16 protein-coding genes and 1 tRNA gene are annotated in these 14824 nt (G+C 33.1%); 12 read left to right on the top strand and 5 right to left on the bottom strand.

Features of this window, described 5'->3' with window-relative positions:
• Positions 1–52: 52 nt before the first annotated feature.
• Both KA824_RS11670 and KA824_RS11665 read left to right on the top strand, forming a co-directional pair.
• Positions 53–232 carry a hypothetical protein gene (locus tag KA824_RS11670; RefSeq protein ID WP_107523575.1) on the top strand — a complete coding sequence of 60 codons (180 nt, stop codon included), beginning with the start codon at positions 53–55 and terminating at the stop codon, positions 230–232.
• Between the two features lie 1230 nt (positions 233–1462).
• Positions 1463–1813 carry a hypothetical protein gene (locus KA824_RS11665; RefSeq protein ID WP_181187456.1) on the top strand — a complete coding sequence of 117 codons (351 nt, stop codon included), beginning with the start codon at positions 1463–1465 and terminating at the stop codon, positions 1811–1813.
• 503 nt (positions 1814–2316) lie between these two features.
• Here the strand turns inward: KA824_RS11665 and KA824_RS11660 are convergent.
• Positions 2317–2388: transfer RNA gene (locus KA824_RS11660), tRNA-Arg, on the bottom strand.
• A 150-nt stretch (positions 2389–2538) separates the two neighbouring features.
• Here KA824_RS11660 and clpP point away from each other — a divergent pair.
• A complete protein-coding gene (gene clpP / locus KA824_RS11655) occupies positions 2539–3123 on the top strand; it encodes an ATP-dependent Clp endopeptidase proteolytic subunit ClpP (protein WP_107383684.1) in 585 nt (194 codons plus the stop codon).
• A gap of 142 nt (positions 3124–3265) precedes the next feature.
• On the opposite strand, the gene KA824_RS11650 is transcribed toward clpP, so the two are convergent.
• The 3 genes from KA824_RS11650 to KA824_RS11640 all read right to left on the bottom strand — a co-directional run bounded on the left by KA824_RS11650 (position 3266) and on the right by KA824_RS11640 (position 4922).
• Positions 3266–3454, bottom strand: a complete 189-nt coding sequence (locus tag KA824_RS11650) for a hypothetical protein (RefSeq protein ID WP_107383685.1) — start codon at positions 3452–3454, stop codon at positions 3266–3268.
• A gap of 17 nt (positions 3455–3471) precedes the next feature.
• On the bottom strand, positions 3472–4368 hold the full coding sequence (locus KA824_RS11645; protein WP_107383686.1) for a TIGR01777 family oxidoreductase: 897 nt from the start codon (positions 4366–4368) through the stop codon (positions 3472–3474).
• Between the two features lie 365 nt (positions 4369–4733).
• On the bottom strand, positions 4734–4922 hold the full coding sequence (locus KA824_RS11640; protein ID WP_107504635.1) for a hypothetical protein: 189 nt from the start codon (positions 4920–4922) through the stop codon (positions 4734–4736).
• 283 nt (positions 4923–5205) lie between these two features.
• Here KA824_RS11640 and KA824_RS11635 point away from each other — a divergent pair, with 283 nt between their 5' ends.
• Positions 5206–5853 carry a DUF4887 domain-containing protein gene (locus KA824_RS11635; RefSeq protein ID WP_107383688.1) on the top strand — a complete coding sequence of 216 codons (648 nt, stop codon included), beginning with the start codon at positions 5206–5208 and terminating at the stop codon, positions 5851–5853.
• 146 nt (positions 5854–5999) lie between these two features.
• Here the strand turns inward: KA824_RS11635 and KA824_RS11630 are convergent, their stop codons facing one another.
• Entirely contained in the window at positions 6000–6233 is a 234-nt protein-coding gene (locus KA824_RS11630) for a hypothetical protein (protein ID WP_181187457.1), read from the bottom strand.
• 352 nt (positions 6234–6585) lie between these two features.
• Between KA824_RS11630 and KA824_RS11625 the strand changes: the two genes are divergently transcribed.
• The 8 genes from KA824_RS11625 (at position 6586) to secG (ending at position 14806) form a co-directional block, all read left to right on the top strand.
• The gene (locus KA824_RS11625; RefSeq protein WP_107383690.1) at positions 6586–7614 is read left to right on the top strand and encodes a sugar-binding transcriptional regulator; all 1029 of its coding nucleotides are present in this window, start codon (positions 6586–6588) and stop codon (positions 7612–7614) included.
• Between the two features lie 39 nt (positions 7615–7653).
• On the top strand, positions 7654–8661 hold the full coding sequence (gene gap / locus KA824_RS11620) for a type I glyceraldehyde-3-phosphate dehydrogenase (RefSeq protein ID WP_019469448.1): 1008 nt from the start codon (positions 7654–7656) through the stop codon (positions 8659–8661).
• Between the two features lie 129 nt (positions 8662–8790).
• Entirely contained in the window at positions 8791–9981 is a 1191-nt protein-coding gene (locus tag KA824_RS11615; protein WP_107383691.1) for a phosphoglycerate kinase, read from the top strand.
• 64 nt (positions 9982–10045) lie between these two features.
• Positions 10046–10807, top strand: a complete 762-nt coding sequence (tpiA, locus tag KA824_RS11610) for a triose-phosphate isomerase (protein WP_107383692.1) — start codon at positions 10046–10048, stop codon at positions 10805–10807.
• 1 nt (position 10808) lies between these two features.
• Positions 10809–12326 carry a 2,3-bisphosphoglycerate-independent phosphoglycerate mutase gene (gene gpmI / locus KA824_RS11605; protein ID WP_107383693.1) on the top strand — a complete coding sequence of 506 codons (1518 nt, stop codon included), beginning with the start codon at positions 10809–10811 and terminating at the stop codon, positions 12324–12326.
• A 192-nt stretch (positions 12327–12518) separates the two neighbouring features.
• Complete coding sequence (eno, locus tag KA824_RS11600; protein WP_019469444.1) at positions 12519–13823, top strand: surface-displayed alpha-enolase; 1305 nt, start codon at positions 12519–12521, stop codon at positions 13821–13823.
• A 219-nt stretch (positions 13824–14042) separates the two neighbouring features.
• Positions 14043–14504: a hypothetical protein gene (locus KA824_RS11595; RefSeq protein WP_107383694.1), complete on the top strand. Its 462-nt coding sequence runs from the start codon at positions 14043–14045 to the stop codon at positions 14502–14504.
• A 68-nt stretch (positions 14505–14572) separates the two neighbouring features.
• Positions 14573–14806: a preprotein translocase subunit SecG gene (gene secG / locus KA824_RS11590; protein ID WP_019469442.1), complete on the top strand. Its 234-nt coding sequence runs from the start codon at positions 14573–14575 to the stop codon at positions 14804–14806.
• Positions 14807–14824 lie beyond the last annotated feature (18 nt).

Raw genomic sequence — 14824 nt, 5'->3', positions numbered from 1 at the left:
TTTATGTTATACATTTGATTATATTACAAATAAATAACCAAGGAGATTATATATGGATTACAAAAAAGAAATCAACAAAATAGGTTGGAACTCAAAAGAAGTAGAAAATAGAAACGAAAGTTTAATAGATGATGGATTTATAAGTTCAAAAGAAAATGACAATGAAAATATAGAGAATCTTATTGAAAAAGAAAGTGATAACTCTACACTAAATGAATTTTTAAATAAATAAAAAACCTATAGGCTTATTTCATATAAATTTGTTAAGTGTGTTGACTGATTTGATTATATTATTACAAGAAAAAATCCAGATCAGAAAGACCTTATAATCTATAGTATGTTAATTATAATTATATGTTTAATGGCCATTTTTACAATTTGACACATTATTTTAAATTATGCAATTTAATAAGAAAAGACAAGCACAAAGCCTGTCTTTTCTTACTTGTGTGTTTTAATAATAATAATAAAGGAATGTGAATTGTATGTCTATTTACAAATTATCATTTCCTCATAGTTTGGTCAAGCAAAATAAAAACACTCACCTGTTGGTGAGCGTTAGTAACTAAATTTATCATTACATGTTCGTTGATTGTCATTTTACTTAGGGATTCTATTAACAAAAATAATTTTCAAGTTAGACAAAATTGACGCATTAAATATCCCCTAATATATGTATTTTAATTAGTTGATGCAACGCAGACCAAATGTTAAAACTATACATTAAGGTTATTTGATAACTTTGAGCAAATTTTAAGCGTGATGTTATACATTTGGATTTGAATATATTAGAGAACCCTAAATTGAAGAGTCTGTAAAACAAATTACTCATATCTGAGTGATTTAGATTATCCAACTGGTAATAACTATAACAACACTTGTAAAATAGAGAGGACGTAAAATGCTAATCCATAAGGAGTGAATGAATCATTAGGGCAGACCAAAAGCCAATTTGCCCCCCCAGATTTGTAGACTCGGTGATTTTTTTACCTGTTCTTTATTACACTATTACTTAAAATTGAGTAACAGCTCAAAAAAGTGCATGTACTAATGAAAACTCTAGTTTTAATATTGTTTATGTTTCTATATATATGAATATATGTTTAGCAATATAAAAATGGTAATAAATGTAATAATAAGTTTGTAAATCCCATACTTCTCTATCTTATAAAAGGTAGGGATGTATTTTGCGTTCTGAGAGAAGATTTGTGTTGTATTAAGAAGTTATAAGATGGATAATTATATATACAATACTTATATAGGATGAATTGTAAATGAATGAGATTTGTTTTTTATAATAGAATTAAATGACGGTACATTTTTCGTGAGTATGTAGAAAACGTTTGGAAAATTGATGAAAGTTTAGCTTTAAAACGGTTTGATAAAAGTAATAAAAAAGCGTTACAGAGTTAGGGCGTTACAGGAATTAAATCAAAACGAAATATCAGCTATAAAGGAAGATATGACAAAGAGCGAAGCACTTAAATTCGTAAGAGACACTGCTGTTAAAAGAAGAACTTTAAATAAAAATCAAAAGTTAAATGTTGTTCTTAATACCAAAGATTTAATAGAAGAATTGCAAGAGAAATCAAAAGAAAATAGATTAGCAAATTTGAAACAAAACAAACCGAAAAGCCCAGTTGAACCTATCGGTAAAAAAGTCAAGACACCAGTAAAAGAAAACGCTGAATTGGCTAAATTAGCAGGCGTTTCTGAAACAACATTAAAAAGAGCTAAGAAAGTAAAAAAATCAGTAACATTGGTCGTACAAAAATGTTTAACCAAAAGTATGTACTCAAAAATGATTGTGTAAAAAGTACGCACACAAAAAAGTTTATGTGCTATTACTCAAAAATGAGTATGAGGTTTGGTTTCTCAAAAAAAGAGCAAGCAATGTACACGGTCAAAAATGACCACGTACTGTTATCCAAAAAAAAGACGACAGCAAACGGACAAAAAAGTCTGATTGTATATAAGTGAAAACGAAGAGCGCAAAGAATTTACGTATTCTGAACGAATGGATTATGCACAACAGTTAGAAAGAATAGAAGCCAAAAAATCTAAAGAAAGAATGGCAGTAAAAAACAAGGTAAGGACCCGGGTCCTTACCTAAAAAAAGTAAGACCAGAGATATAGTTGGATAATCTACCGGTTTTGGAAATAGATATTGGACTTAAAATAAAAATGGGGACTAAATGGGGGCGCGAAATTCAAAACGTATCAAAACGAATGACACTATAAAATATAAAAATACCGACACCACAAGTGTTTTGACGACTAGTGATATCGGGTGAAAATGAGAAAATAACTTATTAATCCCCTCGAAGGGAATCGAACCCCTATCCTAAGAACCGGAATCTTATGTGTTATCCATTACACTACGAGGGGTAAATAACAATAATATTAGTGTACAAATCTTATAAGTGTTGGTCAACAATAATTTATACAGTTTAAGGAAATTCTAAGCGTTATTTTTTGACCATATTTGACTTTTAGGTTAAAATAAATTTATCAGTTAGAAATAAGGAGGCAATATTAATGAATTTAATACCTACAGTAATTGAAACTACAAACCGTGGGGAACGTGCTTATGATATTTACTCACGTTTATTAAAAGACCGTATTATTATGTTAGGTTCACAAATTGATGATAACGTAGCAAACTCTATCGTATCACAATTATTATTCTTACAAGCACAAGATGCTGAAAAAGATATCTATCTTTACATTAACTCACCAGGTGGTAGTGTAACTGCTGGATTTGCTATTTATGATACAATCCAACACATTAAACCAGATGTACAAACAATTTGTATCGGTATGGCAGCATCAATGGGGTCATTCTTACTTTCAGCAGGTGCAAAAGGTAAACGTTTTGCATTACCTAATGCTGAAGTAATGATTCACCAACCATTAGGCGGTGCACAAGGTCAAGCAACTGAAATTGAAATTGCCGCTAACCATATTCTAAAAACACGTGCTAAATTAAACAAAATTTTAGCTGAACGTACTGGTCAATCAATTGAACAAATTGAAAAAGATACTGACCGTGATAACTTCTTATCAGCAGAAGAAGCTAAAGAATACGGATTAATCGACGAAGTTATGGTGCCAGAATCATAATATTTCGCATAAGTAAATTAGGATAAACAGATTATAAAACAAGTCACGACAATGTATGACTATTTCCAAATGTATGATGCATAAGGAAATGGTTGGCATGCGTGACTTGTTTTTTTGAATATATTGAAATTATGAGTTGTGTTTATTTAATAGATTTTGTTTTTTTATAAAATAATAAGATGGAAACGATTAAAGTTAACAAACCAATGATTAACAAAGTTATAGAAATGAAGATCATTATTGCAGGTTTTTCAAATGCTAAAATACTATTGGTAATGATGAGCAAGCCTGCAATGAATAATAAGATATGGCTAAAACTATCTTGTTTCATTTTTAATGGTACCTTTCTTATTGAACTAAATTTTCTAATGCAAGTTTTAGGTTAGGATATTTAAATTTGAAATCTAGTGCTTGCAATTTATTAGGTAAAACTTTTTGAGTATCAAGTACAACTGTAGACATTTCTCCTAAGATAAGTCTGAGCGCAAATGATGGCACCCACGTATAATGTGGACGATGTACTTCTCTTGCAATGGTATAACCAAACATATTTTGATGTTCTGCGATAGGTGATGTGAAATTAAATACACCTCGCGCTTTATCATTATTGATGGTATAGAGTATCGCTCTTGTTAGATCTTCAATATGAATCCAAGAATACCATTGTCTACCACTACCAATTTTACCGCCGACATTTAACTCATAAGGTAATTTCATTAATGGTAATGCACCGCCTTTATTTGATAATACCATTCCAAATCTACCTATAATTACACGTGTTCCAAAGGATTCAAATTGACGTGCTAGACGTTCCCACTGATAAACTACTTCAGATAAAAAATCAAATGGTAATGTTTGATACAACTCAGTATATGTACGTGTTAAATCGGGTTTATAATAACCGACTGCGCTGGCGTTAAAGAATACAGAAGGTTTTTGCTTTCTGTTTTTGAAAAGGTCGTATAATGCCTGTGTAGATTGTAATCGACTTAGCATTATATTTTGTTTGTGTGCGGAAGTCCAGCGGTTATTTAAGCTAGCACCGGCCAAATTGATGACGATATCAATATCTGGAATTTGGCTTTCCCAATTTGGTTCTGTCCAATTAACATATGTGATTTTAGGATGTGATGTAGCGTGTCTTTGTCTTGTTAATATCGTGATTTTCGAATCACTTTGTTGAATTGCCTCGATTAGCTGAGTACCTACTAGACCAGTACCGCCCGTAATTAGATAGTGTTTCATAGTATCACCTCATAGAATTGTAGTATTGAAGCGTGCAGGCTTTTAAAGTAAAAAATCTCATGATTTAGTATGACAAAATTTATTCGAATTTTGTTCAAAAATATGTCATTTACTACATCTAAGATGTATTTAAAATAAAATCATATGTCGTTATAATAAAGGTACCTTCGATATTAATTAATCATCTCTTAATTATTTCGAGTATACCCCATAATATACTAGCGAAGGTAAAATTTTGACTCCCTTTAGTAGAGGCCTATACGATTTTCGTGTAGGTCTAATTTTTATACCTTATAATATATATTATTGAATAATAAGAAATAATTTTGATGTCGTTTTAAAAAGGGAATTTGAAGTACTACATATTATAAAATAAATAAGGCAATAATGCCAAAAGCGAGTAAAAGTAAAAAAAGAACGAGTATAAAAAGTTTATAGCGTGTTTTGATTGATATTTTTAATTCATCATTGTCATTTTCGGTCATCATATGTCGTAAACCTTTAGGTTTTTGTTGTGATTGATCTGTTTCGTTAAATAAGTCGTAGTTTTTCAAAATCTAGTCACATCCTGTTATGATATTATTGACAATAGTAGAATAATTTAAGTGAAAGTGTTGAAACAACAATTGAAATTAGATTACTATTTAAGTTGAAGTTAAAAATAAAAGTGTTGTATATGATTATTTTACTATAGTTTGGACCACAAAGTAACAACTACATTAAAATGTGGTTAATATGGTTGTTTAATCAATGAAATAGTGTAAAATATAGTTCTAACATGAAGTTAAATGCCATTTGAAAATGATGATTTGATATAAATTGAAGTGAGGGGAGCATATGCCTAAGCATAATCAAAATAATAATTTTGATGATAAAGATAATAAAAAAATGAGTGGTTTCGCAAAACTTATCAGTGGATTGATTGTCCTACTACTTATAGGTGGATTAGTTTTTGCAATTTTTGCATTCGTAGATCATTCAAATAAAGCCAATGAACGTTTGGCAGACCAAAAACAAGAAGAAAAAGACAAAAAGAAAGAAAAAACAAAGGAACAAAAAGACAAGAAAAAAGAAAAGTCAACTGAAGAAACCCAACAAACACAACAAACACAGCAAACTCAACAAGTTCCTCAAACACAACAAACACAACAGACCCAACAAACGCAACAAACACAGCAGCCTAGAACACAAGAACGAAGAACTACGGAAGAAAAAGATTCACCTGAAAAAACAAAAGAAGAACGTACTACTGAAGAACGCTCGACAGAAGAGAAGACCGATGAACCATCCACAGAGGAAGAAACAACTGAAGAAAATACGAGCGAACCATCAACTGAAGAGCGCACATCTGAGCCTTCCACAGAAGAGAAGACCGATGAACCTTCTACCCAACAACGAAGTACGCAACAAAATACCCAACAACGTTCAACACAAAACAATAATTCAAATTCAGAAGGAAGTTCGCAATCCTCTGATGAAGATTAAATGGAATTAGAAAAATACATTCTTAGAACACGTGCTGTCATATGACAGTGCGTGTTTTTTGTAATAATTAATGTAACTTAAGCACTGAAATGAAATATCGTATATTATTTATAATACGAATCATATAAGACAAAGAAAAAGAAAGCTTAAAATAGCAGGCTTACTAAATATGAAATGAATGACAATAGCAGTATGATGGAAAAGCAACCACCTAAACAACCACAACCAAAAGGTCCTAAATGACAGCCAATGTGTTTGTTGTAATTAAAGGGTTGATATGGGTTTTTTTGAGAACTTTCTTTTGTTTCTTTAAAGTAATCGTCATCTTTATATCTCTTATCTTCTGGGTCTATCACTTCTGGGTGTTTATTGTTAGACATGTATATTCCTCCTGATAAATACTATTTAAATTTATATTTATTTTAAGCATAAATAGTGATTGATTCAATGAAACGCATGTTGATGAAATGATTTTAAAACATATCATCAAAAAAATTAATGGTAAATGATTAGTGAAATATGGAATCGGGTATAGTTATTCTATAGACAAAAGATTTATAGAAGTTTAGAATTTACTTTATTTAAGACAAAAGTATTTCTCTTGCTTTTTTAAATGTATAGTAGTATTATTGCAAATATAAGAGGTTATATTTTTTTGTCCCAGTAGGGACGAAAAAAGTCAATCTATGGTTAGAACTTGACCCTTGTATATAGAAACGGAGGAGGATAGTAGTGAAAGACTTGATAAAAATTCAACAAAAGTTAGTTCCAGAAATTGTTGAAAAGATGTATCGTCGTTTTTCAATACTCACTACTATCGCTCAGTATCAACCCGTCGGTAGACGTAGTTTAAGTGAATATATGGATTTAACTGAAAGAGTATTGCGTTCTGAAACAGATGTTTTAAAGAAACAAGCGCTTATCAAAGTTAAACCTACAGGCATGGAAATCACTGAAGCTGGTGAAACGACAGTACGCCAATTAAACAGTTATTTTAACGTTTACTCGGATGATCATCACCTTGCTCAAATTATCAAAGAAAAATATGGCATTAAAGATGTTTATGTCATTCCTGGTGATTCAGACACTGATAAAACGGTTAAAATTGAGTTATCTAAACAAGCGGGACAGCTAGTTGAAGATGTTTTATATGATCACGCAACTGTAGCAGTTACAGGTGGCTCAACGATGGCATACGTAAGCGAATCTATGCATCGCCAACCTTACGACGTATTTTTTGTACCCGCTCGAGGTGGACTTGGTGAAAATGTTGTATATCAAGCCAATACGATTGCTGCCAGTATGGCACAGCAAACAGATGGAGATTATACAACGCTTTATGTGCCAGATAATGTCAGTGAAACAACCTATAACACACTTATGTTAGAACCGTCAGTGATACACACCTTAGAGAAAATTAGAGAAGCGAATATTACAATCCACGGCATTGGTGATGCGCTGAAGATGGCGCGAAGACGTCAATCACCTAGTGAAGTTATTGAAAAACTTCAACATCACAATGCCTCGGGAGAAGCATTTGGATATTATTTCGATGAACAAGGACAAATCGTTCACAAAGTAAAAACGATTGGACTTCAATTAGAAGATCTTGTATCGAAAAAGTTTATCTTTGCCGTTGCTGGGGGTAAATCAAAAGGAGAGGCAATTAAAGCCTATCTTTCGATAGCACCTAAAAACACTGTGTTAATCACAGATGAAGGCGCGGCAAGTATTATCGCAAATAATAGTAATAAAAAGTGATTCCACTTTTTAAATATCATTTTAAAGGAGGCCATTATAATGGCAGTTAAAGTAGCAATTAATGGTTTTGGTAGAATTGGTCGTTTAGCATTTAGAAGAATTCAAGATGTAGAAGGAATCGATGTAGTAGCAGTAAACGACTTAACAGATGACGAAATGTTAGCTCATTTATTAAAATATGACACTACACAAGGTCGCTTCACAGGAGAAGTTGAAGTTGAAGAGAATGGTTTCCGCGTTAACGGACTAGAAGTTAAATCATTTTCTGAGCCAGATCCAAGTAAATTACCTTGGGGAGACTTAGATATCGATGTAGTATTAGAATGTACTGGTTTATTCACAGATAAAGAAAAAGCAGAAGCACACATCAATGCAGGCGCTAAAAAAGTATTAATTTCAGCACCAGCTAAAGGTGATTTGAAAACAATCGTATACAACACTAACCACGATACTTTAGATGGTTCAGAAGATGTTGTTTCAGGTGCTTCATGTACTACTAACTCATTAGCACCAGTTGCTAAAGTTTTAAATGATGAATTCGGTTTAATCGAAGGTTTCATGACTACAATCCATGCATACACTGGTGACCAAAGCACACAAGATGCGCCTCACAGAAAAGGTGACAAACGTCGTGCTCGTGCAGCTGCTGAAAACATTATCCCTAACTCAACAGGTGCTGCTAAAGCTATCGGCCTAGTAATTCCTGAAATTGATGGTAAATTAGACGGTGGAGCACAACGTGTACCAGTTGCAACTGGTTCATTAACTGAATTAACAGTAGTATTAGATAAAAATGTAAGTATCGAAGACGTAAATAACGCAATGAAAAATGCATCTAACGAATCATTCGGTTATACTGAAGATGAAATCGTTTCTTCTGACGTAATCGGAATGACTTACGGTTCATTATTTGATGCAACTCAAACACGTGTTATGACTGTTGGAGATCGTCAATTAGTTAAAGTAGCAGCTTGGTATGATAACGAAATGTCATACACTTCACAATTAGTACGTACATTAGAATATTTAGCAAGTCATGCTAAATAATTTGATGTTCACTTTAGTTTAACAAGTATAGCGTTGTGAAATTGAATCAATAAGCTTAGGAGTAAGCGGGGAGCTCAACGCTTCTCCGCTTATTTTACTTTATTCATCCATCTAAAGGAGGAAGATTACATGGCAAAAAAAATTGTATCTGATATAGAGTTAAAAGGTAAAACTGTACTTGTACGTGCGGATTTTAACGTACCTATGAAAGACGGGGAAATTACGGATGACAACCGTATCGTTCAAGCTTTACCAACTATAGAGTATATTATAGAGCAAGGTGGTAAAGTCGTTTTATTCTCTCACTTAGGAAAAGTTAAAGAAGAAAGTGATAAAGCAGAATTAACTTTAAAACCTGTAGCTAATGCATTAGCTGAAAAATTAAATAAAGACGTGACATTTGTTCCTGAAACACGTGGAACACAATTAGAGCAATCTATCAAAGCGTTAAATGAAGGTGATGTGCTATTAGTTGAAAATACACGTTTTGAAGATTTAGAAGGTAAAAAAGAGTCTAAAAATGATCCTGAATTAGGTGAATACTGGGCATCATTAGGTGATGTCTTCGTAAATGATGCATTTGGAACGGCACACCGTAAACATGCGTCAAACGTAGGTATTGCAGCACACCTAGAAACTGTAGCAGGTTATCTAATGGAAAAAGAAATTAGATATATCGGTGGCGTTGTAGAAAACCCAGATAAACCTGTTGTTGCAATTCTTGGTGGTGCTAAAGTTTCAGATAAAATTGGTGTAATCACTAACTTATTGAAAATTGCAGATAAAGTGCTTATTGGTGGCGGTATGTCATACACATTCTTCAAAGCTCAAGGTAAAGAGATTGGCCTATCTTTATTAGAAGAAGATAAAGTAGACTTTGCAAAAGAATTGTTAGAAAAAGCAGGAGATCAAATCGTATTACCTGTAGATTGTAAAGTTGCAAAAGAGTTTTCTAATGACGCGAAGATTACAGAAGTTTCTGTAGATGATATACCTGCAGATCAAGAAGCGATGGATGTTGGTCCAAAAACTGTGGAATTATTCAAAGAAAAATTACAAGGTGCACATACGGTAGTATGGAATGGACCTATGGGCGTATTTGAATTCAGTAATTTTGCAAAAGGTACAATTGGTGTTTGTGAAGCAATTGCTGAGATGAAAGATGCAAACACAATCATCGGTGGAGGCGACTCAGCTGCAGCTGCGATTTCATTAGGATATGCAGATGACTTTAGTCACATTTCAACTGGTGGCGGTGCATCATTAGAATATCTTGAAGGTAAAGAACTGCCAGGTGTAGTTGCGATTGCTAATAAATAATCGCTAATTTACGAGCAAAACTTGATTAAACAATAATCATAATTTACTAATAGGAGTGTATATAATGAGAAAACCAATTATTGCGGGTAACTGGAAAATGAACAAAACGGTTCAAGAGGCTAAAGATTTTATTAATGAATTACCAGCATTACCAGATACTAAAGAGGTAGAATCAGTAATTTGTGCTCCAACAATTCAATTAGATGCTTTAGTAACATCAGTTAATGAAGGTAAAGCACAAGGCTTACAAATTGGTGCACAAAATGCCTTTTATGAAGATAACGGTGCATTTACAGGTGAAACATCACCAGTGGCATTAGCTGATTTAGGTGTGAAATATGTTGTTATTGGACACTCAGAACGTCGTGAAATCTTCCATGAAACGGATGAAGATATCAACAAAAAAGCACATGCTGTATTCAATCACGGTATGACACCAATTATTTGTGTTGGTGAAACAGACGAAGAACGTGAAAGTGGCAAAGCTAATGAAGTTGTTGGCAACCAAGTTAAAAAAGCTGTAGAAGGCTTGTCAGAAGCACAATTGAAACAAGTTGTTATCGCATATGAACCAATTTGGGCAATCGGTACTGGTAAATCATCAACTGCAAAAGATGCCAATGAAATGTGTGCATTTGTAAGAGAAACAATCGCAGATTTATCTGGACAAGCAGTTGCTGATGCAACACGTATTCAATATGGCGGTAGTGTTAAACCTAACAACATAAAAGAATACATGGCAGAATCAGACATTGATGGCGCATTAGTAGGTGGCGCATCACTTAAAGTGGATGATTTTGTACAACTGTTAGAAGGTGCAAAATAATATGGCTAAACAACCAACTGCATTAATTATTTTAGATGGTTTTGCAAATAGAGAAAGTGAGCATGGTAATGCTGTAAAACTAGCTAATAAACCTAATTTTGATCGTTATTATAATCAGTATCCAACAACCCAAATCGAAGCAAGTGGCTTGGATGTTGGACTTCCTGAAGGTCAAATGGGTAATTCAGAAGTTGGACATATGAATATCGGTGCTGGACGTATTGTTTATCAAAGTTTAACGCGTATCAATAAATCTATTGAAGATGGCGATTTCTTTGAAAATGATGTATTGAATCACGCCATTCAACACGTAAAAGGTAATGACTCAGCACTTCATATTTTTGGTTTATTGTCAGATGGTGGTGTGCACAGTCATTATAAACATCTATTTGCTTTATTAGAATTAGCCAAAAAGCAAGGCGTTGACAAAGTTTATGTACATGCGTTTTTAGATGGACGTGATGTAGATCAAAAATCTGCACTTAAATATATCGAAGATACAGAAGCTAAGTTTAAAGAATTAGGCATTGGCCAATTCGCATCTGTTTCAGGTCGTTATTACGCAATGGATCGTGATAAACGCTGGGATAGAGAAGAAAAAGCTTATAACGCAATTCGTAACTTTGGTGGAGAAACATTTGAATCAGCTAAAGCTGGTGTTGAAGCAAACTATGCTAAAGACTTAACTGATGAATTTGTTGAACCATTTATCATCAAAGATCAAAATAATGGTGTAAATGATGGAGATGCAGTCATTTTCTATAACTTCCGTCCTGATAGAGCTGGTCAACTGTCTGAAATCTTTACAGATAAAGCATTTGAAGGCTTTAAAGTGGATCAAGTAAATGACTTATTCTACGCTACATTTACAAAATATAATGATAATGTTGATGCAAAAATTGTTTTTGAAAAAGTTGACTTAACTAATACAATTGGTGAAGTTGCACAAGATAATGGCTTGAAACAGTTACGTATAGCGGAAACTGAAAAATTCCCACACGTCACTTATTTTATGAGTGGTGGCCGCAATGATGAATTTGAAGGCGAACGTCGTAGATTGATTGACTCACCTAAAGTTGCAACTTATGATCTTAAACCAGAAATGAGCGCTTATGAGGTTAAAGACGCACTCATTGAAGAGTTAAATAAAGGTGATTTAGACTTAATCTTATTAAACTTTGCCAACCCTGATATGGTAGGTCACAGTGGTATGCTTGAACCTACGATTAAAGCAATTGAAGCGGTTGATGAATGCTTAGGTGAAGTCGTAGATAAAATTGTTGATATGGGTGGTCATGCCATTATTACAGCTGACCATGGTAACTCAGATATGGTATTGACTGATGATGAGCAACCGATGACAACACATACGACTAATCCTGTACCAGTGATTGTTACTAAAGAGGGTGCAACTTTACGTGAAACAGGTCGACTAGGTGATTTAGCACCTACATTGTTAGATTTGTTACAAGTAAAACAACCTGAAGACATGACTGGCGAATCACTCATCAAGCATTAATTTGATATAAATAAAATATGGACTAAAATTAGCAAAATAAAAGCGTGTCACAGTTTAAAATTTGCTTAAAAGACTGATGACACCCATAATCAAATTGAAGTAATTAAATTATTTGTATTTATAGCATTTATAGCTATAATGAAGATGAAATTTAATATTTCTAAACTACTTATTATAAAGGAGATTACAAACATGCCAATTATTACAGATGTTTACGCTCGCGAAGTCCTTGACTCACGTGGTAACCCAACAGTGGAAGTAGAAGTATTAACTGAAAGTGGTGCATTTGGACGCACACTTGTACCATCAGGTGCTTCTACTGGTGAACACGAAGCAGTAGAATTACGTGACGGAGACAAAACACGTTATTTAGGTAAAGGTGTAACGAAAGCTGTTGAAAATGTAAATGAAATTATTGCACCTGAATTAATTGAAGGTGAATTTTCAGTATTAGAACAAGTCTCAATTGATAAAATGATGATTCAATTAGATGGAACTGAAAATAAAGGTAAATTAGGTGCAAATGCTATTCTTGGTGTTTCTATTGCAGTAGCACGTGCAGCAGCTGATTTATTAGGTCAACCACTTTATAAATATTTAGGTGGCTTCAATGGTAAACAATTACCAGTTCCAATGATGAATATTGTAAATGGTGGTTCTCACTCTGATGCGCCAATCGCATTCCAAGAGTTCATGATCTTACCAGTTGGTGCAGAAACATTTAAAGAATCATTACGTTGGGGAGCAGAAATTTTCCACAACTTAAAATCAATCCTTAAAAACCGTGGTTTAGAAACAGCAGTAGGTGACGAAGGTGGTTTCGCTCCTAAATTTGAAGGTACAGAAGATGCTGTTGAAACAATATTAGAAGCGATCAAAGCAGTTGGATTAGAACCTGGTAAAGATGTGTTCTTAGGCTTTGACTGTGCTTCATCTGAATTCTTCGAAGATGGCGTTTATAATTATGCTAAATTTGAAGGTGAAAATGGTTCAAAACTTACAGCAGAACAACAAGTTGACTATTTAGAAGAATTAGTTAATAAATATCCAATCATTTCTATTGAAGATGGTATGGATGAAAATGACTGGGACGGTTGGAAAGTATTAACTGACCGCATCGGTGATCGTGTTCAATTAGTTGGTGACGATTTATTCGTTACAAATACTGTTAAATTATCAGAAGGTATCGAAAAAGGCATTGGTAACTCAATCTTAATTAAAGTTAACCAAATTGGTACATTAACTGAAACATTTGATGCTATTGAAATGGCTCAAAAAGCTGGATATACAGCAGTAGTATCACACCGTTCTGGTGAAACAGAAGATACAACTATTGCGGATATCGCAGTTGCTACAAATGCAGGCCAAATTAAAACTGGTTCATTATCTAGAACTGACCGTATTGCTAAATACAATCAATTATTACGCATCGAAGATGAATTGTTTGAAACAGGCAAATTCGATGGTATTAAATCTTTCTACAACTTAGATAAATAATATTTATCTTGAAAAAGAGTTCACGCGCTAACACGTAAGCCCAATGGGTTTGCGTGTTTTTTTATTGCAAGACACGTTAATATCATTTATGATTCAAAATTGTGTCAGACAAAGATAAGATTCAATAAATACATCGTCAACGTTATTTAATTTGTTCATCTTTGTCAGTGAAACTGATATAATTAAAAGTGTAAATTATAGAAGGAGTATTGACTGATTATGAAGGCACAACCTAAAACAAAAGAAATTAGAACAGGTCATTTTCTTGCTTACACTTCACTTATCATAGCAATATTATATGCCATCCATTTATTTGTTATTTTAGATGACAGTGTGATAAAACAAATGTTAATAAATAGTAGACAAAAGCCTTCTGAAAACGCAATTGGTGTTATAAAAAACAGTTTCCAATTTACAGGTATCATGTATGTGATTGCTAATTTAACAGGGATTATTGCGATTTGGAATAGGCACACGTATTTGTGGTGGTTTATGTTTGCAGTATTCACTTCACAAATTTTATATAATTTAGTTAATATCAGTTCGGTTTATGAGGCGATATTAGATACAAAATCAATGATAAATATCTTACCGTTAACAATTGTATTGGTCATGTCACTTATTTTAGCGATTTATATGTTGGTTGTTTCAATCAAACGTAAAAGCACTTTTAATAGATAGAAGTTTGCTAAATAAGTTAAACGTGTGATATAATGCGGTTCGTATATAATGAATGGAGGACAATTTTTATGCATACATTTTTCATGATCATTTTAATTTTAGATTGTATTGCATTAGTGACTGTTGTATTACTCCAAGAAGGTAAAAGTAATGGACTATCAGGTGCGATAAGCGGTGGCGCTGAACAGTTATTTGGTAAACAAAAACAACGTGGCGTTGATTTATTCTTGCATAGATTAACAATTGTATTGTCTGTCATTTTCTTCTTGTTAATGTTAGGCATAAGTTATTTTGGTTTATAAGGTCCGACAATGTAAAAG

Source organism: Staphylococcus sp. GDY8P198P (genome assembly GCF_017891615.1).
GTDB classification, from domain to species: domain Bacteria; phylum Bacillota; class Bacilli; order Staphylococcales; family Staphylococcaceae; genus Staphylococcus; species Staphylococcus cohnii.
Note: the sequence above shows the minus strand (reverse complement) of the source record. Positions and strands in the feature narration are given on the sequence as shown.